The following is a 25,795-nucleotide window of genomic DNA, read 5'->3' as shown; positions in this document are numbered from 1 at the left end:
ATCGTCGCCATGGTGTGCCGTTACCACACCATCTAGCTAATAGGACGCATACTCATCTTGTACCGTAACCTTTAATATCTCTGTGATGCCACAGTCATATTCTATGGGGTATTAATCTTCATTTCTAAAGGCTATCCCCCAGTACAAGGCAGATTGTATACGCGTTACGCACCCGTGCGCCGGTCGTCAGCAAAGAAGCAAGCTCCTTCCTGTTACCCCTCGACTTGCATGTGTTAGGCCTGCCGCTAGCGTTCATCCTGAGCCAGGATCAAACTCTTCATCGTTTAATCTTAAATAATTTTAAACAACTACTATATCCAAGTTTGACCAAAAAAATCTCTCAGGGTATTTTTACTCGGTTTATTCGTTTCAACACCAAAGTTTCCTTTAGTATTGTACACTGTCAATTCAATATATCAATGAACTTTTGTTCTTTCTTTTTCGCTTAACCCAACTCGTGTTTTGTAGTCACTCATCCGTTTAGCGGGTGCAAATATACAACACCGTTTTTCTTTAAACCAAACCAAAATGAAAAAAAATTAGAAGTTTTTTTTCAACACTTTCTAACGCCTTGATTTGTTACGTTTTATAGAATTCTGGGTTAGGGAGTGTAGCGTAAATCCCACAGGTGCACCAAAGGTGAACCGAGGAATTGCAGCGTAAAGCCCGACCGCAAAACGTCTGCTACGGGCTATAAGCCCTGTAGTAGCGTGGCGCGGTAACCCCATAATACATTTAAGAACGATTGTCGCACAATGCCAGGTACGGCTAGAGGCGAAATACTAAGATACAACCAATCTAGAGACTGGCAAAATAAAATTTGTAGACTTATTAACAGCTATTGCTTGTCCCAGTGATCGGTAAGATCCAGAAAATCAATGTCAAAGGCTGGCTTTTGACGCTCTAAAAGATTGGCTTGGAACGAGCGCTCCAAAATATCCTCAATCAAATAGTCTTCTTTAACCTCAAAGGGTTTGTATTCTTTTTTAAGCGAAATATCAAACATACTCGCTGTAGTGTTGTACCAGAAAGCTCGCCATCCGGTCCGCAGTTCTTTCACCAGATCAAAGGCCGTTCTGCCTGTTTGCCGGTATATGAGTTTGACTAAGATCTGCCCTTCTGTACGGGTGAGCTTTTTGAGGCGTTCTGAGAACTCTCCTTCTATATATTTCTGAATACGCTTGGTGTATTTTTTACGCAGGCGTTTATCTTCTATACTGTCCAAACGCTGTTGCAAGGAAAGCAAGCGTTCTGCAGCCAACTTGGCATAAGGATATACCTTTCTAGTTTTTCTGCGGAGGATCAAATACCGTCGGCGATCTTCTTTGGAGGTGAATTCCAGCTTATTGAGCAGTACTACCTCTTCTAGGTCTATGAACTCTCTGGGAATGGTATCTCCTTCTACAAAATAAAAGAAGCGCTCACTGCTATCAATTTCAACCACACCATTCTCACGCTCATCCTGAGCCTGAACCGAGAAGTTGAGACTCAACAGAAATACTCCTATATATATAAGTAGGTTTCTTTTCATGACTGATGTGGCTGCTAAAACCATTCCAAAATTAATAAAAGCCGTCCCAATAGGCCTAGTTAAAATTTGTAAATTTGAGTTCTTAAACAATTACCCGCAATGGCAAAATCCATATTAAACAAAAAATCAATGGCCTTTTTGGAGGCTTATCTCAATAATGCAGCCCCTACCGGATACGAATGGGACGGTCAAAAACTCTGGATGGAGTACCTAAAACCTTATGTGGACACCTTTATTACAGATACCTACGGTACTGCTGTTGGTGTGATCAACCCGGACGCTAAATATAAGGTGGTCATTGAAGGGCATGCGGACGAGATCTCTTGGTATGTCAATTATATTACCGATAATGGATTATTATATGTAATTCGCAATGGAGGGAGTGATCACCAAATAGCTCCGTCTAAGGTGGTAAACATTCACACCAAAAAAGGAATTGTGAAAGGAGTCTTTGGTTGGCCAGCTATCCACACGCGCAATCGATCTAAGGAAGAAGCCCCTAAGCCAGAGAATATTTTTATTGACATTGGAGCCAAAGACAAGAAGGAAGTAGAAGAAATGGGCGTGCATGTTGGTTGTGTGATCACCTACCCCGACGAGTTCCACGTTTTGAACAAAGACAAGTTTGTTTGCCGCGCTTTAGACAACCGTATGGGTGGATTTATGGTGGCCGAGGTTGCTCGACTTTTAAAAGAGAACAAAAAGGAATTGCCTTTTGGTCTGTATGTGACCAACTCCGTACAAGAAGAAATTGGTTTGCGCGGAGCGCAGATGATCGCAGAGCGGATTCAACCCAACGCTGCTATTGTGACCGATGTGACCCACGACACCACAACTCCAATGATCGACAAAAAGAAGCAAGGACATCAGAAGATCGGCGAAGGGCCAGTGATTGCCTACGCTCCTGCTGTACAACAGAAGCTTCGAGATCTGATCATTGAAGCTGCGGAAGACAATGACATCCCATTCCAACGCTCTGCCCTATCTAGAGCCACAGGAACAGATACGGACGCTTTTGCCTACAGCAATAGCGGGGTGGCCTCTGCCCTGATCTCTTTGCCGCTGCGCTATATGCACACCACAGTAGAAATGGTGCACCGTGAAGATGTGGAGAATGTCATTAAGCTGATCTACGAGTCTGTCTTGAGAATTAAAGACGGAGAAAGCTTTAGTTACTTCGATTAAGCATTTAAAATCATATAAGATCCCGAGCCTCAGCTTCGGGATCTTTGTTTTTATAATCAATTGATAAATTCTGGATTATCTAATTGTAAAGCCCTTGGTTAAGCTATTGAATACATGTACTTTTAACATCTAAATTTTTACCCATGAAAAAACTACTAATACTCTCACTAAGCGCCCTATTTATGGTGGCTTGTTCTCAGGACGAGCAAGAACTGACAGCTCCGGCAGATTCTGCCTTCGACCTAAAAGCATTTGACAATTCTAATTTTGGAATCTACGAAGGTGTATTTACTACCGATAAAGGTGATAAACGCGCCACTGTAACGATTAAAATCCTCGATGAAGAAGTGGCTATGGCTACACTTTATTTTAGCGATGGCACAACTACAGTTGCCAGAAGCACATCTCCAATCCTAAAAGGAGAAGCTATTGACTTAGTCTCTTTTGAAGGTAAGGAAGTTAGCTTCAACTTCTCTGCCGATGTTGACGGCTCAAACGCTACGGTAAGTAACGTAATCTATTTAAAGGAGGCAGCAGATATCATTACTGCCAAATCCACCAGCCGCGCTCCGGTAACCTCATTAACGGGAACCTACATCTGTAATACTTGCGGAAATCCGAATCCAAGAACTTTTAACGTTATGATCTCTGGGGACGGAACAGGAGACCAAACCTACACCGCGCAAACCAGTTTTAATGGCAATACCTTTAATGGGAATGGTGCTCAGAGTGGCTGTGCGGCCGCTGGAAACTTTGATTACTGCGATATTAATGACACTGGATCCATTACTGTTGGTGCTGGTTCTGTAAATTGGAGCGGAACCGTTATATACGGAAACGGCCTTGCTGATTGTGGGCAATTAATCGGACAATGGTACTTTACAGGAAGTGCTAATAACAAGTCTGGTATCTTTGCAACCGATCAAAGATGTACCGGAATTATAGCTGCTGAAGATTTTGAAAGCACCCCAGGAGCCTACACCACAAGCACTGCTGAATTCACCGACGGTGGTACAGACTTCTTTTTACGTACAGACGGCTCAGACATTGGGGGCGCCTATGTAGTTGATAATATTGTAGAAAATTTCTTCTTTGCCGCTCAAGATATTGATGGTGAAGGAGCTACTCTTCCTGCCTATTTAGAATTCACCGACATTACCTTGGTTACTGGTAATGAACAATTGTTTGTAGACCTTTTATTAGCAGAAGACGACGATGGATCCAACCAAGACTGGGACGATTCTGATAACGTGATCGTGCAATACAGCTTTGATAATACGATATGGACTGATATCATCGCGATTGAAGGAGAATTAGGAGGTTCAACTTTTAACAATACGCCACGTGTGGACACCAACGGTGACGGATTTGGTGACGGAAAAGAAGTGACCAATGTCTTTGACAATTTTGTTGGAACTTTCCAAAACAACAGTACAACAAACCCCTCAGGATCTGGTACAGTAAGCATTAGAATCCAATTCCAATTGAATTCTGGAGATGAGGATATCGCAATTGACAACTTTTATCTTCTCGAGGAAGTTAATTAAGAGGTATAATACCAAATCAAAAAAAACCGGGCAATTCGTCCGGGTTTTTTTATAACGCCAACATTAGCTTGGTTAAGCTATTGAATCCTCGTACTTTTAAACACTGAAAAATTAACCTCATGAAAAAAATACTATTACCCCTATTTGCCGCGCTTGTATTAACCGCGTGTAGCGAAGACCAAATTGCTGTTGAAAATCAAGATGCCAATGCTAAAGCCAGTATTTCTGAAGCTTTAGTAACCAACTATTCTGGAGTCTTTACCACTATGGATTCTGAAACAAGAGCTACAGTGAGCATTGAGTTTCCTTCAGTAAATTCAATTAACACCTTGGCTAAGGCCACCCTTACACTAGCTAACGGTAAAGAATATACCCTAACCGCAGAAGAAGCTGTAGACGTGAGTAGCGCTATTGAAAACCTTCACTTCTACAACGACAAAATGAGTTTTGACTTTACTGTAGACACTGCTGGTGACAACCCTGTTGTGAGCAACGCTTTGTTTGCTGGTAAAGAATCTGATATCCTTGTTGTAGCTCACAAAGGTGGTTCTGTGCCACTGAGCCTCACAGGAACTTATGTTTGTTTGGATTGTGGAACCCACCCTACATTGGGAACTGGGGTGACTCAGACCTTTAATGTAGTCTTCCCTGACGGTTATGGGAATGCGACGAATCTCACCACGCAGATCATTCTTGGAAGTAATAACTACGGTTCGCCTACAGGAAACCAAGCTGTAGACGCCCAATCATTTGCTACTAACAGCGGAACAGTAGTTAGTTCTGCAAAGTTAGACGGTGCCGGAAGTGTACCTGGATTGAACTGGGAAGGCGCTTATCGTGAAGCAAGTACTTTTGGCTGTGAAGGTGTAACCGGAACTTGGAGTTTTGATTCTGCCTTTGGAATGCTGACTGGAACTTTTCAATCAGATAACGATTGTTTCTTCCGTGTTGCCGAAGGATTCCAAGGTTTTGACGGATCTGGCTTTGCACCAAGCCCCACAGCTGGACAACTAGACTCTGACTTCTTTAGTTATGGAGGAGCTTCAGATGGTGGTTTAGCCTATGGAGGAACTGTAACAAGTGGAGATGGTGCGCGTGGTCTTGATGTTGACGGAGGTGTAGGTTCTGGTGGAATCTATTCCTTTGAGAATAGCTCTACTTCTAATAGAATAGTTGGGATTCAACCAACAGGTAGTGACTTTACTCCTGGATATATCGAGTATCGTTACCAGAACACCTCTGGTGGAGAGGAAGATCAGTTGTTTGTAAGCTATACCATTTGGTCTAACAATGACCAAGCAAGATCTAACTCATTGACACTTTCAGTTTCTGCAGATGGTGTTTCTTACACAGACATACCAGCGGCAGATTTTGCAACGGTTGAAGCTGCAGCGGCAGGAGAAGGTTTCATCTCTGAGAATCGCTCTGGCGTCTCACTACTTGCTCCCTTAGGTGGTATTACTCTAGCAAATGGTGACTTCTTGTATATCAGATGGAGTACCGACGATATTTCTGGAAGCGGATCTCGAGACGAAATCGGAATTGATGCAATTACTATTAATAATGACTAATTCCAGTTTTTAAAATATATAGAAAGCCCGGGCGAATCGTCCGGGTTTTTTTATGCAGTCATAATTCAGAATCTATGGCCCCACTAAGTAGAGACACGCATAGGTCACGGAAGCATTTTGTTTATATTTGCGACAAACTTAAGGCCCTTGCTATTCAACTCGCTTAGTTTTGGATTATTCCTCCCCATTGCATTCTTGGTGTATTGGGCGATCGGCAGGCAAAATATAAGACAACAGAATCTGGTTCTTTTATTAGCCAGTTATATCTTTTACGGCCTTTGGGATTGGCGTTTCTTATCGCTGATCTTTGCCAGCTCCATAGTTGATTATTACGTAGGGATCTTGCTCCCAAAAGCTCAAACAAAAGAACGCAAGAACAGTATACTGGCGCTGAGCGTGGTGTGGAACCTGGGTGTGCTTTTCCTGTTTAAATACTACAATTTCTTTATCGCCGGATTCAGCGAGCTTTTCGCGCTAAATGCAGAGGATTACGTATTCAGTTCCTTGCGGATTATTCTGCCCGTAGGATTGAGTTTTTACACCTTTCAAACCTTGAGCTACAGCATAGATGTTTATCGGGAAAGAATTAAACCGAGTACAAACATTTTGAACTTCTTGTGCTTTGTTAGCTTTTTTCCGCAGTTGGTGGCCGGTCCTATTGAACGTGCCCGCAATCTATTGCCTCAGTTTGATAAAGAGCGCAAATTTGATCTAGATCTAGCCAAAGACGGCTTGAGGCAGATCCTTTGGGGGCTCTTTAAAAAGGTGGTTGTGGCAGACAATGCTGCAGTGGTGGTCAATACCATTTATGCCAGTCCAGAGGATCACGGAAGCCTTTCCCTACTCTACGCTTCAGTGCTGTTCTTTTTTCAGATATATTGTGACTTTGCCGGCTATTCAGACATTGCTATTGGAACTGCTCGCTTGTTTGGTTTTAGACTGAGTAAGAACTTCAACATACCTTATCTATCGAGGTCTGTTGCAGAATTCTGGCAACGCTGGCACATTACCTTGACCAAATGGTTTACAGACTATGTTTACGGGCCGCTGGCTAAGAACAGTAAGAACTATTTGGTGCGCACCGGAGCACTTTTCATTTCTATGGGACTGATCGGTCTGTGGCACGGTGCCAATTGGACCTTTATTGTCTTTGGGCTTTTCCAAGCCTTAACCATTTCTATAGAACGCATTCCTGTAACCATTAAGGGCAAAGTGGTCAACATAAACTACTACCTCACTAAAATGCCCTTAGGCCTTACAGTGATCTACAGTTTTACTTTGATCATGACCTCCTGTATCTTTTTTAGATCGGAGAACTTAGATATGGCCTTTTATATCATTGGTCGAATTTTGGAGGGTGTTCCCTCAGAACCTTTCTCATTAGAGATCGGATGGCGCGTGCTGTTTATTCCTCTTTTAATTCTGATGGAATATTTTACGAGAAATCAAGACCATCCTTTTGTAAAAATCGATTCCAAGACCGGACGTGTAGCGCGTTGGGCTATGTACTATCTGTTTATATTCTTTATCTTTCGATATGCCGGACCCAAAGAAGAATTCATCTATTTCCAGTTTTAAGGCGATCCTCAAGCGCTTTGGGCTGCCGGTGGTGATCTTCTTCATACCGGTAGTGATCATTGCTACTGTTTTAGAGGTGATGGTCGGTAAAATTCCGAGTACCTACAGTATTGTCGGTGACTACTTAAATAAGGAAGCCGCAGATATAGAAGTTGCCGTATTTGGTTCCTCGCAAATTAAAAATAGCGTCGACGCGTCTTTGATCAGCAAGAACACACTCAATATCAGTTCTAGCGCACAACACCACAATACTGATTTTGAGCTGCTCAAGGGGTTGGTAGATCGGCTTCCTAATTTAAAAACAGTGGTCTTTGAGGTGTCTTACGGACACTTTGAAATTCCACATAACTCCAAATATTATTGGAAACGCCCGGTGTTCCTAAAATATTACGGGATCAACACCTTTGACCGAGCAACGACTCCGGCAGACAGCCTTTTGTATATGTCGCATCCTGGTTTTTTTACCAAACAACTCCTGGGACATTACGTCAAGGACAGTTTGCCTCAATTCAATCGACATGGCTTTGAACTGAATAATTATAAAGGACGCTTTAAAAAGTTGAATTACGACCTACAAAAGATCCTCAACGACCCGATAAACATCAGCAGAAGAGAGTCCAAAGAAACCTTAGCATACAATGCCGCTTACTTTAAGGACATGCTGGCCTTTTGCAATAACCACGGTTTAGAGGTGGTAATTATTAGCCCGCCCACTTTTGCGAATTACAATGAAAAAAGAGATCAGAATATTTTAAAGCGAAGAGATAGTACGCTTCAAGCCTTGCTTGCTGCTTATCCAGAGGTACGCTTATTGATCTCAGAGACCGATCCGCGTTATATGGTCACCGACTTTAGAAATGGCAATCACCTCAACCCAGATGGGGCAGAGAAATTCACCAAGCAGCTAGACAGCCTGCTCAACACAAATTAATCCTTCTTTAAGGCTTTGAAATAACGGCGTGACTCCTTTAAAACTCGCGGCGCCATAATTATGGTGGCCAGCATGGTTGGAATCGCCATCAGTGCAAAAACACCATCGATCAAATTGATCATAAGACTTAAAGAAGTAGTCGCCCCTAAGATGATGCTTCCAATATAGAAGATGTTGTAGTACTTTTTATTGTGCGCTCCAAAGAGGTAGCTCATACATTTGCTTCCGTAGTAAGAATAGGAGAACAAAGAAGAGATACTAAAGACAGCTATACAGATCAGCAGGATATAGCTTCCAATTCCCGGCAGGCTGTTCTCAAAGGCAGATGCCGTCAAAGAGACTCCGTTAGCGCCACTGGTTTCCCAAACTCCCGTTACCAAAATAGCCAGAGCAGTAAGCGTACATACGATCAAGGTATCAATTGCAGGACCCAACATAGCCACTAGACCTTCACGGGTAGGCTCGCTGGTCTTGGCCGCTCCGTGAGCCATAGGCGCCGTACCTATACCGGCTTCGTTAGAAAAAGCTCCGCGGCGTATCCCCAGAAGGATCAGTCCACCGACTACACCACCAAAGAGCGGTTCTCCAGAATACAATTCCGCACTAAAAGCGTCTGTCACAATAAGGCTTAAGTACTTAGGAACTTGATCAAAATTGACTCCGAGGATATAAAGCACAGCAACAAAATAAAGCAGGACCATGGACGGTACCAGCTTGGCTGCTGTTTTACTAATTCGAGATAATTGGCCAACAATTACTACGGTAGTGATCCCCACCAAGATCAATCCGATGATCAAATTAGACTCAAACCCGACTTGAATGTCATTCGGAATTAAAAGGATATCATTGATGGCCTGAGTCAATTGGTTTACGTTAAAAACCGGTAAGGCTCCGATCATTCCGGCCATACTGAAGAATACAGCCATAAACTTCCATTTTTTACCCAGCCCCTCTTCAATAAAATACATGGGGCCGCCTTGTACTTCACCCGCGCTGTCTTTTCCTCGATACAAGATTGCCAAGGTGGCAGTAAAGAATTTTGTCGACATCCCCACTACAGCAGAGACCCACATCCAAAAGACCGCTCCTGGACCTCCTAGTGCAATGGCGACTGCCACTCCGGCAATGTTCCCCATCCCTACCGTTGCAGATAAGGCTGTGGTCAAAGCTTCAAAGTGATTGATCTGACCGGGATCGTCAGGATCGTCGTATTTTCCGCGCAGCACATTGATAGCATGTCCTAAATAGCGGAAGGGTAAGAATCTGGATCGAATCAGCAAATACAATCCACCTCCAATAAGAAGGATCAATAAAGGTAATCCCCATACAAATGAGGCAAATTCGGCTACGATCTTATCGAGTAATTCCATGCTGCGCTGCTAAATAAAAGCCTAAAATACCATTATTATTTTTGTCCTCTGGCATATTTTGTCAATTGGGAAACTTACCCTAATTTGACTGCACCAACTAACAACCAACTATGAGGCACTTTAGCTGCGTCTTCCTTTTTGTTTTTGCTTTTTTTACAGCCTTTGGACAAGAAAACGAAAGTTCTTGGAGAACCAACGCCAGAATTCTAAACCCAGAATTTTTAGTCGGACAGACCTTTGAGTCCAACAGCAACTTTCCAAACACTGGTCTGCAATATCAGTTTGTGATGAACTTTGGCATGAATAACGCCAACAATCCGCAGCAATGGGCACAACGCTTAAAAGCTCCGGTAACCGGTTTGTCATTAGGCTTGACCAACTTTGGTAACCGAGACAGTTTGGGCCTAGCAGTGTCTGTTATTCCCTATGTGCATTTTAGACTTTTCAAAAATGATAAATTCACCGCCCGTGTGGGTATGGGTGGATCCTATCATACCGATAAATTTGACGCCACTAAAAACCCCAACAATCAAGCGGTCACCACAGACATTACTTGGGCTTTTAGAACGGCTTTTTACTATCGGTTTTTACAAACAACGAACACCGATTGGCATTTTGGGATCAACTATTCCCACCACTCCAACGGACATACGCGCCTGCTAAACCAAGGGTATAATTCGGTTTTGGCCAGTGTTTCTGTAGCTTTTCACGAACCGGAGTTTGAACTATTAGCAGAAGGCAGTTTACCCACCTATGACAAAAGCACTCAGAACTATATCTCTATTCGCTATGGACAAGGTTTCAATGTATTGGCACTGGCCATAAACGATCAACGCAGCGTTTACAGCTTTGCTGGCGAATTTGGGCGGGTGTACAACAACACCTTTAAACTGGGTATTGGTTTTGGTTATCGCTTGTATAAACACTATTACGATTATATAAAGAACAATGAATCCTTGGTTCAAGACGGACGAGAATTTGACTTCTTTAAAGAAGATCCGTGGCGTTACGCCAGTAATTTTGCCATTACTTTTAATGGAGAGTTCCTGCTGAATCACATCGGGTTGGATTTGCAGCTTGGGGTGAATTTACACAAACCGGGTTATCAAATTGATTGGCGCTTGAATGAGGGTTGGGACAATACCCCTCGGGAAGTTCCTGAGAGCTGGCAGTTGGGGGAATTCAACTCTAAATATCAGATCAAAAAGCTCATCTCCTCTCGTTTAGGGCTTAAATACTACTTCATCGGCAACGAGAAATCGCCTAGACACAATGTATTCCTTGGGGCCCATTTACAGGCCAATCTAGGGCAGGCCGATTTCACGGAATTCAGCATTGGTTACGTCTACCAATGGAAACGCAAAAACTCAAAATAGTATGGACATCGCAATTAGAGTAATCGTATCATTGGTCGCATTGCTGCACCTGTATTTCATGTATTTTGAAATGTTTGCTTGGGAATCACGCGGACCTAAAGTGTTCCGAGGATTCAAAAAAGAACTCTTTAAGCCCACCAAAAGTATGGCTGCTAACCAAGGTTTATACAATGGTTTTCTCGCAGCAGGATTAATATGGTCGCTTTTTATCACAGACCAGGTGTGGGCTGATAAAGTAGCGCACTTCTTCCTGTCCTGTGTATTAGTGGCCGGTATTTACGGTACGATCAGCGTGAGCAAAAAGATCTTTTTAGTACAAGGAATTCCCGCCTTAATAGGACAGATCTTATTGATCCTAAAGTACTACGCCTAAGCGTTCAAGTAATTATTTACGTTTGAAGTAATTCGCTCGGTGATATTCGAGAGATCGGCACGCTGAAATTCAGTTCCTGTAATGTGCTCAAAGAGTTCAATATAGCGTTCTGATACGCTGTCGATGTATTCATCACTCATTTCAGGTACTGTTTGCCCTTCCAAACCTTGGAATCCTTTAGCGATCAACCATTGACGCACAAACTCCTTGGAAAGTTGCTTTTGCTTCTCCCCGCGATCTTGGCGCTCTTGATAGCCCTCTGCGTAAAAGTAACGTGACGAATCAGGCGTGTGGATCTCATCGATCAAAACAATCTCTCCATCCTTGGTCTTACCAAACTCGTATTTGGTATCTACGAGGATCAATCCGCGTTTGGCAGCGAGCTCGGTTCCGCGTTGGAAAAGTTTGCGGGTATAATCTTCTAAGACCGTATAGTCAGCCTCCGAAACAATCCCTCGCTTTAAAATATCCTCACGAGAGATATCTTCATCATGATCTCCTTTTTCGGCTTTGGTCGCCGGAGTAATGATCGACTCTGGGAAGGGGTCATTTTCTTTCATCCCTTCTGGCATAGGCACGCCACAAAGCATGCGTTTGCCAGCCTTGTATTCACGGGCAGCGTGGCCGCTCATATAACCGCGAATCACCATTTCCACCTTAAAAGGATCACAAGCTTTTCCAATAGCCACGTTAGGGTCTGGAGTAGCAACGAGCCAGTTTGGAACTAGATCTTCTGTATCTCGCATCATTTGCGTAGCGATCTGATTCAAGATCTGCCCTTTATACGGAATACCGCGAGGCATAACCACGTCAAAAGCGCTGAGACGATCTGTAGCGACCATCAGCAAAATATCATTATCTAGAGTATAAACCTCTCTTACTTTCCCACGGTAAACACTTTTTTGACCTGGGAAATTAAAATCAGTGGACATCAGAGTTCCCTTCATTTCAGTTGCGATTTTCAATTTGGTTATACGCAGCAATTACTTTCTTGACCAAGCGGTGACGAATCACATCCTTATCATCTAAATGGACTATGCCAACTCCGTTGATATCCTTAAGCACTAAAAGGGCTTCTTTAAGTCCAGAGATCACTCGGCGCGGCAGATCCACCTGCCCCGGATCTCCTGTGATCATGAATTTGGCATTCTTACCCATACGGGTCAAGAACATCTTCATTTGAGCATGGGTAGTATTCTGAGCCTCGTCAAGAATTACAAAGGCATTGTCTAAGGTACGACCACGCATAAAGGCCATAGGCGCAATTTGAATGACTCCCTTTTCTATATATGATGCTAGTTTTTCTGGAGCGATCATATCCCGCAGTGCATCATAAAGCGGCTGCATGTACGGATCTAACTTCTCCTGCAGATCACCGGGAAGGAATCCGAGATTTTCTCCAGCCTCCACAGCAGGACGCGTTAGAATAATGCGTCTCACTTCTTTATTCTTCAGGGCTTTTACAGCTAATGCAACTCCAGTGTAGGTCTTTCCTGTTCCTGCAGGTCCTATGGCGAATACCATATCATTCTTGCGCATGGTTTCTACCAATTTGCGTTGATTGACTGTTTGTGGTTTGATCAAACGTCCGTTTACGCCGTGAACGATAACCTCACCGCTGCTTTGATCGGTTTCATAATCCGCACGACTCTCGCTGGTCAGTACACGTTCAATCACGTTTTCATCCAGCTTGTTGTATTTACCGAATTGTTCCAGGATCATATTGAAGCGCTTGTCAAATTCCTCCAACAATTCTTCGTCTCCATATACTTTGATCTTACTGCCGCGCGCTACAATCTTTAGCTTGGGAAAGTACTTTTTTAGCAGTTCTATATTGGCGTTGTGTTGGCCAAACAGTTCCCGAGGATTGATCTCGGTGATTTCAATAATAAGCTCGTTCAAAAGCGAGGTGGTTTTAGGATTGCAATAAAGATAGAAATACTTAGTTTTGTTTTCGAACGCCGTTGTAGTTTTTCCGTAGGGTCAAACTGCTTCCGAGGTTCGTTTCAAATGTAGGTTATTTTTACCTCAAAAAGTTAACAAAATATCAACAATCCAAGGGATGCCAATTATCACCTTAACAACTGATTTTGGAGAGAAAGATCACTTTGCAGGAGCAGTAAAAGGAGGCATTTACAGCGCACTAGACGAGGTGCGGATTGTAGATATTTCCCACTCCATCTCGCCCTTTCACATCAGTGAAGCGGCTTACATTATTCAAAACGCTTATAAAAGCTTTCCGGCAGGGACTATTCATATCATCGGAATTGACTCAGAACTCAATCCGGAGAATAAGCATATTGCCGTTTATTTGGACGGACATTATTTTGTTTGCGCGGACAATGGTATCATTTCCATGATCACTCAGGAATTCCGACCAGAAAAGATGGTAGAGATCAACATTCACGATCGTTTAAAGAGTAATTTCCCAGTTTTGGACGTGTTTGTGGAAGTAGCCTGCCACATTGCTCGTGGCGGGACCTTGGATGTTATTGGGAAGGATATTCAGCAAATAAAACAACTCAAAGGGATTACTCCTGTGATCAATGCAGATACCTCCCAGATCATTGGGAATGTTATTTATATTGACAATTACGGCAATGTGATCACCAATATCAATCGAACCTTATTTGAGAATACGCGTAAAGGTCGTGGCTTTAATATTTCTGCCCGAACGGTGCGCTTCAATAAGGTCTTTGAACGTTATAGCGATGCCATTAACTTTGATGTGCATCCAGACCGCAGGGAGGAAGACGGTAAAAAGTTGGCCGTTTGGAACTCTTCTGGCTATTTAGAGCTGGCCATTTATAAAAGTAACCCGAGTACCGTGGGAAGCGCCTCTACCCTTTTTGGTTTGGGCTACCGCGATACCGTAACTGTAAAATTTCTATAGTCCATGATCGCCATTATCAAACGTGAAATTGCTGCTTTCTTCTCTTCCCCAGTCGGGTATTTGGTGATCGGGGTGTTTTTGTTGGTCAACGGATTGTTCCTCTGGGTTTTTGACGGCCCGTTCAATATACTTTATGCCGGTTTTGCAGATCTGGCAAGCTTTTTTCAATTGGCTCCGTGGATTTTGGTTTTCCTGATCCCTGCCGTGAGTATGAGAAGCTTTAGTGAAGAAAAACGCAGCGGTACGCTTGAACTCTTATTGACCAAACCCATTACCACAAGTGGCTTGGTATTGGCTAAATACCTGGGCATTCTCATATTACTAATAATAAGTCTATTGCCTACCTTTCTGTACCTGCTGAGTTTAGAAAGCTTAAAGATCGATACAGATCTGCTCGATTACGGAAGTATCTTTGGGTCGTATTTAGGCCTGTTTTTTCTCATGGCTGCCTTTGCCAGTATTGGAGTGTTTGCCAGCAGTTTGACCAGCAATCAGATCGTAGCCTTTTTATTTGGTGTTATTGGTTGCTTTGGAGGATACTTTGGAATTCAAGGACTCGCAGAGAGTCTTGGGTCGGGTTCCGGACTGCTCAATGATCTGGGCATGCAATGGCGGTACGAAGATCTGGGTCGCGGCGTCATAGACCTTAAGCATTTACTGTACTTCCTTGCTTTTATCTTGTTGTTTTTGACCACTACAGAAATGGCCCTGCTCCGCGGACAAATGCGCATCCAACCCAAACGATTTATAAAACCCGCTGCACTATTTATCGCCTTAGTTGCTGCTTCATTTGTGTTGCCGAGCAAACGTTTAGACCTTACGGCAGACAAGAGATACAGTCTCAATGAAGCCACCATAAGCCTTTTAGAAAAAGCCGAGGCACCACTAAACGTCACCGTCTTTTTAGAAGGCGAGTTTCCTTCGGAATTTAGAAAGTTACAGGCAGAGACCCAACAGCTCTTACAAGGCTTTAAAAGCGTGAACAGAAGGGTGAGCTTTGAGTTTGTCAACGTTTTGGAAGATGAAGAAAACCCAGAACAGGTACAACAGCAATTGGCCAACTTGGGCATACTTCCAGCGCGGGCTACGGTTCGCCAAGGCGGTCAAACCAATCAGGTTTTGGTCTATCCTTGGGCTTTGGCTAATTACCAAGAAAAAACCGTTGCGGTTCCACTGCTAAAAAATCAACTGGGAACCGCTATGGAAGAGCGGGTTTTGAATTCGATTCAAAATTTGGAATACGCCTTTGCAGATGGTTTTTCAAAGGTGATCGAACCCAAAAAACGCAAAGTAGCTGTGCTAAAAGGTAATGGACAATTGGATGACGCCTATATCGCGGATTTCTTCAGAAGCCTCAGAGACTATTATTTCATCGCGGAATTTACCCTGGACTCCGTCGCTACTAATCCTAGCGGGACATTGAGCAAGCTCAACGAGTTTGATCTGCTGGTATCAGCCAAACCTACCCAGCGCTTTAATACTGCGGAAAAGTATATTTTGGACCAATACCAAATGCAAGGAGGGAAATCCATGTGGCTGGTCGATGCCATTACCATCGAAACCGACAGTCTCCAACTCACCGGAGAATATTTGGCTACTCCAAAAGACTTGAATCTTACCGATTTCTTTTTCAAATATGGTGTCCGCATCAATCCAAACGTGGTTCAAGACGTGTATTCGGCACCTTTGGTCTTGGCTACTGGAGACGGCCAAGAATCTCAATACGAACGCTACCCGTGGTTCTACACTCCACTTACAGCAAGTGGACTAGAGCATCCCATCACCACAAACATTGAGGCCGTTAAGTTCCAATATGCCTCTGGTATTGACACCTTAGATAACGGAATTGACAAGACCATACTGCTGAGCAGTTCTCCGCTGTCTGCGCTGCGTGGAGTCCCTAATTTGATCCGTTTGGAAGAGATTGAAGGCTTTCTAAAAACGGTTGGCGAAGGTCCTGACCCAGCAAGATACAATGCTGGGGAGATCCCAATGGCTGTACTGTTAGAGGGTAATTTTACTTCGGTCTTTAAAAACAGACAGAAACCCTATACCTATTCTGAGCATAAAGATGAAGGCCTTGCTTCTAAGATGGTTGTGATCAGTGATGGCGATCTGATCAAGAATGAGCTGCAAGGAAACAGACCTCTGGAATTGGGCTATGACCGTCTTACAGGAAACTTCTACGGCAACAAGGAATTCTTGCTCAATACGGTCAATTACCTCTTGGACGATAGTGGACTTATAAACATTCGATCCAAAGAAATTGCACTCGCCTTTTTGGATCAACAAAAAATTACACGAGACGCCACCCAATGGCAAGCGCTAAACATCTTGTTACCATTGACTTTGCTGGGGCTCATTGGATTCGGATACCGCTGGAGCAGACGCCGCAAATACGCGCGTTAGTTGTTAATAAATTAGTTTCCGCAATCGGAGGTGATGCGATATATTTGTAATAGTAGCGAAGACCTGTATTTCGCAGTCACACACGATATTCACAGCGGATGAAATTCATAGTATCAAGTACCTATTTACTCAAACAATTGCAAGTGTTGGGTGGTATTATCAACAACAACAATACCCTACCCATCTTAGATAACTTTTTGTTCGATTTGGACGGCAATTCCTTGACGGTCTCTGCCTCCGATCTAGAAACCACCATCAGTGCCAAACTGGAAGTAGAAAGCAGCGAAAGCGGTCAGGTTTGTATTCCTGCACGCTTGCTTTTGGACACCTTAAAGACCTTCCCAGAGCAACCTTTGACCTTTACTGTTGAGGACAACAACACGGTGGAGATCAGCTCCAATCACGGGAAGTACGCTTTGGCCTATGCGGATGGCGCTGAGTTTCCATCTGCTATCGCTTTGAGCGATCCAAGCACCACAGAGATCATGGGTGATGTTTTATCAACGGCAATATCTAAAACCATCTTTGCCAGTGGAAACGACGACCTTCGCCCGGTAATGAGCGGGGTGTTCTTCCAATTTGCAAAAGATAAACTGACCTTTGTTGCGACGGATGCGCACAAATTGGTAAAATACGAGCGTGCCGACGTAGCGGCCGCAGCTGCTGCAGAATTCATCATGCCTAAAAAGCCTTTGAATCTCCTAAAGAGCATTTTGGCAGGTAGTGAAGAGCAAGTAAAGGTTGAGTACAATGAAGCGAACGCGAAGTTCAGCTTTGACAATACAACTTTGATCTGCCGTTTGATCGACGGGAAATACCCGAACTACGAAGCGGTAATCCCAAAGGAGAATCCAAACAAACTGACCATAGACCGCAACCAGTTCCTAAACTCGGTAAAACGTGTGTCTATCTTCAGCAATAAAACAACACACCAAATACGCTTAAAGATCGCCGGAGCAGAGCTTAATATTTCTGCAGAGGATATCGATTACAGCAACAAAGCCGAAGAGCGCTTGACCTGTGACTATCAGGGAGACGATATGCAAATTGGCTTCAATTCCAGATTCTTAACAGAAATGCTGGGCAACCTAAACAGTACAGACGTTTCCTTGGAAATGTCGCTTCCAAACCGTGCAGGAATACTAACGCCTGTGGACGGCTTGGATGAGGGCGAGCAGGTAACTATGCTCGTCATGCCGGTTATGTTAAACAACTAACCATTTTCAGTGTTAATTAATAAAAGCCGCTCAATGAGCGGCTTTTTTATTTGATTGATGTTCAGTATGCGTTATTTGATGAATTGCAGGCTAAACGGATATTCAAAGAATTCGTTGTTGCTCGCTTTGATTCCCCCAATGATTGGGATCACCAAGGTAAGCAGGCCAATTCCGATCAGCATGAGTATTCCCAATCCGAACAAGAAGATGCAAGGAATGGCTACAATAGCTGCAATGAACATGGTGATCTGAAAGTTCAGAATCTGCTTGCCATGATCATCAATGGTCGTGTCGCGTTCACGCTGAGACAGCCAAATAACTAGTGGCACAATGATCCCACCAAGGCCTGAAACTAAATTCAGTAGCTGTGAAAGGTGCATGATTACTACTAATTGGTTGTTTGATTTTGTTTTACTGTCGTTGATTACTTCCATGTTTTAAAATAAAGAGGCTAATACAAAGTATCCGAATAAATATCCAAGGCCAAAAAGCACAGCCACGGCTGCAAGTTGCTTGATTTTTGAAGGATTATTTTCTGTGGTCATTTGTGGTTTTTGCTTTATTAGTCGCGGCGGAAATAAAATGTTACAACCCCCTTTGAGTCCAACTGTAGTGCGAATTAGCTATTTTTGCCCTGTGATTCAACAAGAGACCATAGTAGCCCTAGCCACGCCTCCAGGAACTGGAGCCATTGCCGTGATTCGATTATCTGGTAAAGAAGCTTTTGACATAGCTGACAAACTCTTCGTCTCTATTCACAACAAACAACTCAAAGCACAAAAAACACACACGGCCCATTTAGGACATATTGTGGCAGATGGTCAGACTGTGGATGAAGTATTGGCCATACTATATAAAGGACCTACCTCTTATACCGGAGAGGATGTGGTGGAGTTTTCTTGCCACGGATCGCCTTATATTCAGCAACGCATCATCAACTTGGCCTTAGCCTCAGGCTGCCGAGCAGCAAAACCAGGAGAATTTACTCTCCGCGCTTTTATCAATGGTAAGATGGACCTCAGTCAAGCAGAAGCCGTTGCAGATCTTATTGCTTCAGACAGTGAAGCGGCGCATCAAGTGGCCATGCAGCAAATGCGTGGTGGCTTTTCTGAAGAGATCAAAAGCCTGCGTCAAGAACTGCTCAACTTTGCCTCTCTCATTGAGTTGGAACTCGATTTTAGTGAGGAGGATGTGGAATTTGCGGATCGATCTGCCTTTGAGGCGCTTTTAGAACGATTGCAAGCCGTTCTTAAACGCTTGGTGGATAGTTTTGCTATTGGGAATGTGATCAAGCACGGAATCCCCGTAGCTATTGTAGGAGCACCCAATGTTGGAAAGTCTACCCTACTCAATGCGCTGCTCAATGAGGAACGCGCCATAGTCTCCGACATAGCAGGAACCACTAGAGATACTGTTGAAGATGAGATCAGCGTAGGCGGCTTGAATTTTAGATTCATTGACACCGCAGGAATCCGCAACACAGAAGATACCGTAGAGCGTATCGGGATTGAAAAGACCTTTGAAAAGATCAACCAAGCACAGGTGATCATATATCTTTTAGAGGCTAATGAAGTATTGGCTCAGCCTCAAGAACTGATCCAACAACTCAGATCTTTAAAAGAGAAACATCCGCAGAAACCGGTATTGGTAGTGGCCAATAAATTAGACCTGCTCAATAGCTCACAACAATCCAAAGCGCAAGAATTACTAGAACAAGCTGTAGTCGACCTACCACAAACCCAGCAGGTTTTGATGTCTGCCAAAGCCAAAGAAGGCGTAGAAGCCTTGCAAGAAGGTCTGTTGGAATTTGTCAATACCGGCGCGCTAAAGAACGATCAATCTATAGTGACCAACAGCCGCCACTACGACGCCCTGCTCAAAGCCTTAGAAGAGATCACCAAAGTACGTGAAGGCATGGAGGCTCAACTGAGCGGTGACCTTTTAGCCATAGACATTAGACAGGCGCTTTATCATTTGGGAGAGATCACGGGCGAGATCACCAATGACGAACTTTTGGGGAATATCTTCGCGAACTTCTGTATAGGTAAATAAAAAAGCCCCGCTATTGCAGGGCTTTAGATGTTAGCTGAAAACAGAGAACAACTAACGCGTTAAGGATTAGTAAAACTTTTCAAAAACCTCATTTTTTAACTATCCTTCTAATCACCCAGCGCCCGTTTGATTTAAGCGCCACAAAATAGATGCCCTGTGATAATTGGCTTAAAGCATCTGTTGTAAGGGTGTTTCCTATAAACTGTTGATTTTGATCATACAGTACTTGTCCTACTAAATTGGTCACCTTGAGCTGTACCTCTTGGTTGCTCAGATCTGTGGCGGTAATGTTTAGCAGTCCATTACTTAGGGGGTTTGGATACATGCTGATGTTGTCAAGGGATTGATCTTGAACGTTCAGAACGGGTTGCTCAAAACTCAGACTGAATCTTGAACTGTCCAATCCTGGACCGGCTTGAAAACTATATATTGATTTACTCAAATTAATTACGGTATTGGTGAGGTGATCTGTCAAAAACACTTCCACACTTTCTATATCAACACCTTCTAAACGATCAATGCTGATGGTAAAGGTTTCTAGACTTGGAATCTTACTCTCCATTCCCAATTCCACCGTCATTGAAGTATTAAAGGTTTCTCTTGCTTGAATTGCCAACTGACTTTTGTCTGACAGCGTAGAGAACAAACTAATACTCGCATCTACGCGCTGACTGTCATAACCCGCATCAAATCCAGTAGTGGTCTCGTTGAGGAACCCTACAAGGATCATGCTTGAATTGGAGTAGGTTTGGCTGTCCATACGGAGCCAAATTCTATTTTCTGAACTGAAGGACTTCAAGGTGGTGTTGTTTCCAGTCACTCGCAGGTCATTGGTGAATTGAATATCTGTCCCAGCCTCTGATTGCAAGGCGAGAATACCAAATCCTTGTCCAGAAGCCATATACTGCGTTGGCGCTGAACCGCCATTGTTTGCAGCTACTCCACCCGTAAGGTTGTAGATGGAGATATCATCCATGGAATAATTGGATGGGTTAAATCCTGGATTTGCCTCGTCTGGAGCTGTTAAATGCTCCCAGAAATACACCTGATCAATTGCATCATTGGCCAAAATAAAGGCTTCTGTATCTATCGCAGAGGCATATGGATTACCCATCAAATTGAAATTATTCTCCGTTGCAGGTCCATTATATACCACAGAGGCAGTGATGTTACCGCTGTTTAATGTTCCTTGCGTATAGGTGTGCGAATAGGTCGCTGCTCCTGCCGCGGTACTCGGTTGTGGCAATACCAAATATCCTTGCCCAACGTTTAAGGCCGAAGCTGGTCCGAGGTAATCACCATCATCATCCAAGAAGTTCAAACCAGTGATCGCAGGATCTGTATTGGGCGTAAAGAGCGCCGGAAAGATCTCTAAAACTCGGTGAGCTCCGCTGTAAACTCCTGTTCTAGACTCTCCAGACATAGGAGATGACAAAGCGCTAAAATCGCGCACGTCAAGCGTTGGAGTAACCTTCACCACCTGAATGGTTCCGTTATTTACAGTTTCTGCAGTCTCCGCAATTTGAACTACACTACCCGTATTTTCAACGACTAAAGTTCCGTTTACGTTAATGTTTCCACGCGCGCTCAAATAAGTATTCGCCCCAACGGTCAAAGTTGTAGATGCATTTACGGTACAGATACAGGCATCAATGCTTGCAATAGCTCCTGTATCGTAGTCCGCGGCGATCACGGCATTCTTAGTAATATCAGGAGTTCCGTTGTCCCATCCTGCCCCGGTATAGGTAGTCACGTCAAGTCCAGTACATACCGGGTTTACACTCAAAGTAACTGTAGCAGTATTTAGAGTATCACCACAAGCGTTCTCTAATGTGGCTCGGTATTGATAACCGTCATAACTGATTGGAACATTCTGCAATGAAAGTGTTGTAGTAGTTGCTCCGGAATAGACTGAATCATCTGTGATGTCCGTAAATGATCCTCCTCCAGTGGTGTCTACACTCCATTGAATAGTAGCAAAATTGCTGGCTACCACCGTAAAATCGGTCGAAGTATCCAATTCAATGCTGGAATTATCAGGCTCTGTAGTGATGGTAATCGGATCACAACAGTTCAAAAGTTCCTCCATAGGTGTGATTCCACAGCCTACAGTCTCAGTAAACAATCCCATAGTATAAACGGCACCGTCAATATCCGTGGCAGAAAGCTCATAGTTGCTCACTCCATTTGACAAGGCATAATGCATCACCTGATCCGTATCGATTACGTGACCCAACTGATGGGTATGACCTAATTCATGAAGAGCTACAGTTTTAAAGTCGTACTGAAAAGTTCCAGGAGTTCCTGAGCCGTAATACCAGTTCGTATCGTCATTCCAAACTACATCCAGTTCCTCAACAATGGCACGGTTGGTTGTTGGACAAACTCCCAAATAACGACTTGTTACTCGTCCAAGCACCCCAGAAGGAAGCTCAGCACCGTTGTCAAAACGAACAATATTGATACCATCGGCCGCAGCTACATCCGTTGTTGTGGTACTTCCAATAATGAAGTTAATGTTAGACTCACAGCTCCACAAACTCAAAGCATCCTCAAAGAAAGGCTGAGCCGCACTGGAGTCAAAGTCGATGTGATAGTTAAAGGTAAATCCACCGCTTCCGTTGTCTTCTTGTAATACGGCAGGAAAATCTGTCGTTCCGTCTGAAGCGTTGATGTGGTTATAAGTAACTGTTAGCGCAGAACTACTTGAAGCTGATTCTGCTGTAGCATTGGTTACTGTAAAGGCACCCGTACCTGCTAAGTAAGGCACTTCTATTTGAATCTGAGTATCTGACCAACTCACAATTTGAGAATCCAATGCCGTCTCCGTGGTGATACCTCCTGAGTTCGCATCTGGAAAACTCACCGATCCTATGGTGGCCCCAAAATTGGAACCATTTATGGTCAGTACTGTTTGCGTTCCTGCGCTCACCGTAGACGGAGAGAATGAGGAAATCACAGGGGTGGCTCGTGTACCAGAGCCTACAATTGGTCTGCTAGGACGCGCTTCCATTTCTACAAAAACAGATCGCGCTGCACCCTCAACGTTGTCGTACAAACTCTCCACACTATTGTAGGTCTCAAAAACACCAGCGGCCTGATCCGTGAATTTGCTGTATTTGATTAATCCCTGTGCAGCACCTACCAGTTCATAAAGAGTTCCAGATACGTCTAAGTTTCCTGTAAAGGGCTTTACAAAAAGCATCCCAGTGGTACCTGACTCCATTCTAGCCTCTGAGGAAGTAATCTGAATCTGATCATCAACGTGTCCCCCCATGGTCACTACTTTTATTTCAGTTTCAAGACTACCTCCCAGCGACTTAAATATTTTGACGGTGTGTACGGTGTAAATGTTCAAACGGCCACTGTCCCAATAGCCTTGGCTATTAAGTACAGTTCCTTCAACGATCTTTGTGGCCTCAACGGCTCTATCAGCGAGCGACACAGGGCGCATTAATGCAGAACACTCTTGTGCATTTACCGTAAAAGGTAAAACCAAAAGCATCAGTAGTAGTAATCGAAATTTCATGTGGATTGGATTTGGGTTGATGTTAGTTTCTATACTTGTTTGGTGAAAGCTCCCTTAAAAACGAAGCCTACTCTCTCAATTGTCTGATCTTCTCTTCTACTGCTTGAAGCTCTTTAAAATGCGCCTTTAAAAACCTTTGTTGTCTAGTCAAAGCTTTAACACCTAACCCACTTGGAGGTGTTTGCCCTGTTTTAGACTCATTGTTTTTAAAAAAAGAACGCATGGAAATTGCTTCTAGTAATTAGTTCGAGTCGAAAATAGAAATCTGTGCACCCCTTGACAAATTTACATGGGGTGCAAAAGAGGGTGCAATTTAATAAATAATTGATTTACAAGGTATTAATGTAATCGTCTAAAGATGAATCTGGAGACAATCCCAATTTCTTTTTGATGCGAAAACGGGAAGATTTAACCGCCTCTAATGAAGTGTTTCTAAGATTTGCTACTTCTTTTCGGTTTAAACCAATTCTAATGAGCGAACAGATCTCCACATCGGTCTTGGTCAATTCCGGATGCGTAGTCTTTAGCTTTTTGATGAACTCAAAATTGACCTGTTCTATATTCTGCTTAATGAGCATCAATTTGGTATTGTCTGCTTTACTCGCTTTAAGATCTGCTATGATGCTCTTTAAAGTGATTCCCTCATTCTCATTAGAGAGTTTTTGCAAATTCTCAGCAATGCGCTCTTTGGATTTAATGTGTTGAATGGTCTCATTGAGTAGCGTATTGATCTCCTCTGTTTTATTGGCGATCTTATTGTTGAGTAAGATATTCTGATAAGCCTGTTCCTTGATCTTCTGTCGGTTTCTAAAGTAAATGATCAAACCGACAGCCAAAAAGATAAGCGTTAAGAGCGCAATCAGGGAGTTCCTTTTATTCGCGGCCAATTGTTTATCAGATTCTAAGAGTTTGATTTGGGCATCCTGCTGACTGAGCTCACTGAGTCGCTTTTCATTTTCAAAGGCCGCTTGATAATAGAGAAAGGTATTGCTTCTTTGAATCTCGTAAATAGAGTCTTTGATGCGTGCATTCTTTCTGAGTAGATCAACCACCTTGTTGTATTGTCCCTTTGCGGAATACATGGCAGCGAGTTTCTCCCGAGCTTCAATCTGAGCTTCTAGACGGTTGGTGCCGTTAATGTCTGCAAGTTCTTGCAAGGTCTTGATCAATGAGGCTTGATTACCCACAAGCTCAAAATAGGCGGCCTTGGCGGTAAGGGCATCACCTTGCAAATAAGGGGTGGTTCCTTCAGCTTCTATAGCTTCTAATTGATCCATAAAAACGGTGGCTTGCTCAAGGTCTCCCCGATAACATGCCCCCAATAGCTTATAATTGGTCTTGAAGCGGTCGTAGTAGGATTTGCTATATGGGTCATCGAACTTTGCCCCTGCTTCATCCATCAATTGAAGCGTAGCATCCATTTGCTCATAATTTTTCAGACTGTGATAGGCAACCACATTTTGACCCAGGAGTTGTAAATAGGACAAATAATCCTCATTTGCTAGAGCTTTTTTCAAGAGGCGTTCTCGCTCATTAATGCTTTTTTGAACAAATCCGTTCTTCTTGTATAACTGCGTGAGTTCTGCCCCAACTAAAATAGAATATTGAACATCACCCAAGCGCTCGTAGAGTTGTTCTGCCGTCTCAAATTTTTTGATGGCCTCTAAGAAGTTATTCTGATCGGATAGCGCTTGTCCCGAAAAGAAATACGCATCTGCAGCAAAGATGGAATCTCCACTGCTTAAGAAAAGGGTTGCCGATCTGTCATAATCCTGCAAAGCCTCCTCAAAGCGATTTTGATCATAGAAGAGCGCTGCTCGCTTGAGCTTCAAATGCGCTTCAGAACTTTCATTATTAAATCGATCCTTAAAGGTCAATAGAGAATCTGCAAGACGCTGCGCCTTTTCTATCCGACGTGTATTGATATAGAATTGAATCAAAAAGCGCGATTTAGACGCCATGGAATCAAATTCCTTCAAATCACCAGCCAAAGCCAAATACTCTTTTAGATATTGCTCCTGGGCAGAATCGTTATTTCTAATTAATGCCGTTGTCAGCTCATCCAAGACGGTCAGTCTAATTTGCGGATCTGCCGTTTGGCTAAGCGCTGTTTTTAAAGAATCAACTTTAGACTGAGCCTGTCCTAAGTGAATGAATAATAAAGCGATAAGTAGGAAAACGAAGGGCTTCTTCATGACGCGCGATTTGACCTCCAAAATAAGGAATTTTAGCC

General features: G+C 43.4%; 18 protein-coding genes and 1 rRNA gene. 11 read left to right on the top strand and 8 right to left on the bottom strand.

Annotated elements, in window-relative coordinates:
- A 16S ribosomal RNA gene (locus POW22_RS14190) occupies positions 1 to 284 on the bottom strand; the annotation flags it as partial.
- 554 nt (positions 285 to 838) lie between these two features.
- Complete coding sequence (locus POW22_RS14185) at positions 839 to 1,531, bottom strand: DUF4294 domain-containing protein (protein ID WP_272833420.1); 693 nt, start codon at positions 1,529 to 1,531, stop codon at positions 839 to 841.
- 99 nt (positions 1,532 to 1,630) lie between these two features.
- Here POW22_RS14185 and POW22_RS14180 point away from each other — a divergent pair, with 99 nt between their 5' ends.
- From POW22_RS14180 to POW22_RS14160, 5 genes are all read left to right on the top strand, one after another.
- The gene (locus POW22_RS14180; RefSeq protein WP_272833419.1) at positions 1,631 to 2,716 is read left to right on the top strand and encodes a M42 family metallopeptidase; all 1,086 of its coding nucleotides are present in this window, start codon (positions 1,631 to 1,633) and stop codon (positions 2,714 to 2,716) included.
- A gap of 143 nt (positions 2,717 to 2,859) precedes the next feature.
- Entirely contained in the window at positions 2,860 to 4,263 is a 1,404-nt protein-coding gene (locus POW22_RS14175; protein ID WP_272833418.1) for a hypothetical protein, read from the top strand.
- A 119-nt stretch (positions 4,264 to 4,382) separates the two neighbouring features.
- Complete coding sequence (locus POW22_RS14170) at positions 4,383 to 5,834, top strand: membrane lipoprotein lipid attachment site-containing protein (protein WP_272833417.1); 1,452 nt, start codon at positions 4,383 to 4,385, stop codon at positions 5,832 to 5,834.
- Positions 5,835 to 5,981: 147 nt separating this feature from the next.
- Positions 5,982 to 7,412 (top strand): MBOAT family O-acyltransferase, encoded by a 1,431-nt coding sequence (locus tag POW22_RS14165; protein ID WP_272833416.1) that lies wholly within the window; start codon positions 5,982 to 5,984, stop codon positions 7,410 to 7,412.
- Positions 7,372 to 8,343, top strand: a complete 972-nt coding sequence (locus POW22_RS14160) for a hypothetical protein (protein WP_272833415.1) — start codon at positions 7,372 to 7,374, stop codon at positions 8,341 to 8,343. Before POW22_RS14165 ends, POW22_RS14160 begins: the two co-directional genes overlap by 41 nt.
- On the opposite strand, the gene POW22_RS14155 is transcribed toward POW22_RS14160, so the two are convergent.
- Positions 8,340 to 9,713, bottom strand: a complete 1,374-nt coding sequence (locus POW22_RS14155; protein WP_272833414.1) for an alanine/glycine:cation symporter family protein — start codon at positions 9,711 to 9,713, stop codon at positions 8,340 to 8,342. The genes POW22_RS14160 and POW22_RS14155 overlap by 4 nt on opposite strands.
- A 110-nt stretch (positions 9,714 to 9,823) precedes the next feature.
- On the opposite strand from POW22_RS14155, the gene POW22_RS14150 reads away from it, so the two are divergent.
- Together POW22_RS14150 and POW22_RS14145 are read left to right on the top strand one after the other, a co-directional pair.
- Complete coding sequence (locus tag POW22_RS14150) at positions 9,824 to 11,089, top strand: acyloxyacyl hydrolase (protein WP_272833413.1); 1,266 nt, start codon at positions 9,824 to 9,826, stop codon at positions 11,087 to 11,089.
- A 1-nt stretch (position 11,090) separates the two neighbouring features.
- The gene (locus POW22_RS14145) at positions 11,091 to 11,462 is read left to right on the top strand and encodes a DUF1304 domain-containing protein (RefSeq protein WP_272833412.1); all 372 of its coding nucleotides are present in this window, start codon (positions 11,091 to 11,093) and stop codon (positions 11,460 to 11,462) included.
- Here POW22_RS14145 and POW22_RS14140 read toward each other — a convergent pair.
- Positions 11,459 to 12,409: a phosphoribosylaminoimidazolesuccinocarboxamide synthase gene (locus POW22_RS14140; RefSeq protein WP_272833411.1), complete on the bottom strand. Its 951-nt coding sequence runs from the start codon at positions 12,407 to 12,409 to the stop codon at positions 11,459 to 11,461. The genes POW22_RS14145 and POW22_RS14140 overlap by 4 nt on opposite strands.
- A 1-nt stretch (position 12,410) precedes the next feature.
- The gene (locus POW22_RS14135; RefSeq protein WP_272833410.1) at positions 12,411 to 13,364 is read right to left on the bottom strand and encodes a PhoH family protein; all 954 of its coding nucleotides are present in this window, start codon (positions 13,362 to 13,364) and stop codon (positions 12,411 to 12,413) included.
- A 160-nt stretch (positions 13,365 to 13,524) separates the two neighbouring features.
- Between POW22_RS14135 and POW22_RS14130 the strand changes: the two genes are divergently transcribed.
- The 3 genes from POW22_RS14130 to dnaN all read left to right on the top strand — a co-directional run bounded on the left by POW22_RS14130 (position 13,525) and on the right by dnaN (position 17,981).
- Positions 13,525 to 14,355 carry an SAM hydrolase/SAM-dependent halogenase family protein gene (locus POW22_RS14130; protein ID WP_272833409.1) on the top strand — a complete coding sequence of 277 codons (831 nt, stop codon included), beginning with the start codon at positions 13,525 to 13,527 and terminating at the stop codon, positions 14,353 to 14,355.
- A gap of 3 nt (positions 14,356 to 14,358) precedes the next feature.
- Positions 14,359 to 16,764 (top strand): gliding motility-associated ABC transporter substrate-binding protein GldG, encoded by a 2,406-nt coding sequence (gldG, locus tag POW22_RS14125; protein WP_272833408.1) that lies wholly within the window; start codon positions 14,359 to 14,361, stop codon positions 16,762 to 16,764.
- A 98-nt stretch (positions 16,765 to 16,862) separates the two neighbouring features.
- Positions 16,863 to 17,981: a DNA polymerase III subunit beta gene (dnaN, locus tag POW22_RS14120; protein ID WP_272833407.1), complete on the top strand. Its 1,119-nt coding sequence runs from the start codon at positions 16,863 to 16,865 to the stop codon at positions 17,979 to 17,981.
- A gap of 71 nt (positions 17,982 to 18,052) precedes the next feature.
- Here the strand turns inward: dnaN and POW22_RS14115 are convergent, their stop codons facing one another.
- Positions 18,053 to 18,415 (bottom strand): DUF4870 domain-containing protein, encoded by a 363-nt coding sequence (locus tag POW22_RS14115; RefSeq protein WP_272833406.1) that lies wholly within the window; start codon positions 18,413 to 18,415, stop codon positions 18,053 to 18,055.
- Between the two features lie 148 nt (positions 18,416 to 18,563).
- On the opposite strand from POW22_RS14115, the gene mnmE reads away from it, so the two are divergent.
- The gene (mnmE, locus tag POW22_RS14110; protein ID WP_419181004.1) at positions 18,564 to 20,033 is read left to right on the top strand and encodes a tRNA uridine-5-carboxymethylaminomethyl(34) synthesis GTPase MnmE; all 1,470 of its coding nucleotides are present in this window, start codon (positions 18,564 to 18,566) and stop codon (positions 20,031 to 20,033) included.
- Between the two features lie 88 nt (positions 20,034 to 20,121).
- On the opposite strand, the gene POW22_RS14105 is transcribed toward mnmE, so the two are convergent.
- Positions 20,122 to 23,562, bottom strand: a complete 3,441-nt coding sequence (locus tag POW22_RS14105) for a T9SS type A sorting domain-containing protein (protein WP_272833405.1) — start codon at positions 23,560 to 23,562, stop codon at positions 20,122 to 20,124.
- Between the two features lie 329 nt (positions 23,563 to 23,891).
- Positions 23,892 to 25,757, bottom strand: coding sequence for a tetratricopeptide repeat protein (locus tag POW22_RS14100; RefSeq protein WP_272833404.1), 1,866 nt, complete (start codon positions 25,755 to 25,757; stop codon positions 23,892 to 23,894).
- Positions 25,758 to 25,795: the final 38 nt, after the last annotated feature.

It is taken from the genome of Gilvibacter sediminis (assembly GCF_028561565.1).
Classification (GTDB): domain Bacteria; phylum Bacteroidota; class Bacteroidia; order Flavobacteriales; family Flavobacteriaceae; genus Gilvibacter; species Gilvibacter sediminis.
Note: the sequence above shows the minus strand (reverse complement) of the source record. Positions and strands in the feature narration are given on the sequence as shown.

Bases quoted from the DNA above. Each gene is read 5' to 3' on its own strand.
- POW22_RS14140 (WP_272833411.1), bottom strand. From the start codon at position 12,409: ATGAAGGGAACTCTGATGTCCACTGATTTTAATTTCCCAGGTCAAAAA.
- POW22_RS14185 (WP_272833420.1), bottom strand. From the start codon at position 1,531: ATGAAAAGAAACCTACTTATATATATAGGAGTATTTCTGTTGAGTCTC.
- dnaN (WP_272833407.1), top strand. From the start codon at position 16,863: ATGAAATTCATAGTATCAAGTACCTATTTACTCAAACAATTGCAAGTG.
- POW22_RS14105 (WP_272833405.1), bottom strand. From the start codon at position 23,562: ATGAAATTTCGATTACTACTACTGATGCTTTTGGTTTTACCTTTTACG.
- mnmE (WP_419181004.1), top strand. From the start codon at position 18,564: ATGTTACAACCCCCTTTGAGTCCAACTGTAGTGCGAATTAGCTATTTT.
- POW22_RS14160 (WP_272833415.1), top strand. From the start codon at position 7,372: ATGCCGGACCCAAAGAAGAATTCATCTATTTCCAGTTTTAAGGCGATC.
- POW22_RS14150 (WP_272833413.1), top strand. From the start codon at position 9,824: ATGAGGCACTTTAGCTGCGTCTTCCTTTTTGTTTTTGCTTTTTTTACA.
- POW22_RS14180 (WP_272833419.1), top strand. From the start codon at position 1,631: ATGGCAAAATCCATATTAAACAAAAAATCAATGGCCTTTTTGGAGGCT.
- POW22_RS14175 (WP_272833418.1), top strand. From the start codon at position 2,860: ATGAAAAAACTACTAATACTCTCACTAAGCGCCCTATTTATGGTGGCT.
- gldG (WP_272833408.1), top strand. From the start codon at position 14,359: ATGATCGCCATTATCAAACGTGAAATTGCTGCTTTCTTCTCTTCCCCA.
- POW22_RS14155 (WP_272833414.1), bottom strand. From the start codon at position 9,713: ATGGAATTACTCGATAAGATCGTAGCCGAATTTGCCTCATTTGTATGG.
- POW22_RS14145 (WP_272833412.1), top strand. From the start codon at position 11,091: ATGGACATCGCAATTAGAGTAATCGTATCATTGGTCGCATTGCTGCAC.
- POW22_RS14100 (WP_272833404.1), bottom strand. From the start codon at position 25,757: ATGAAGAAGCCCTTCGTTTTCCTACTTATCGCTTTATTATTCATTCAC.
- POW22_RS14115 (WP_272833406.1), bottom strand. From the start codon at position 18,415: ATGGAAGTAATCAACGACAGTAAAACAAAATCAAACAACCAATTAGTA.
- POW22_RS14170 (WP_272833417.1), top strand. From the start codon at position 4,383: ATGAAAAAAATACTATTACCCCTATTTGCCGCGCTTGTATTAACCGCG.
- POW22_RS14130 (WP_272833409.1), top strand. From the start codon at position 13,525: ATGCCAATTATCACCTTAACAACTGATTTTGGAGAGAAAGATCACTTT.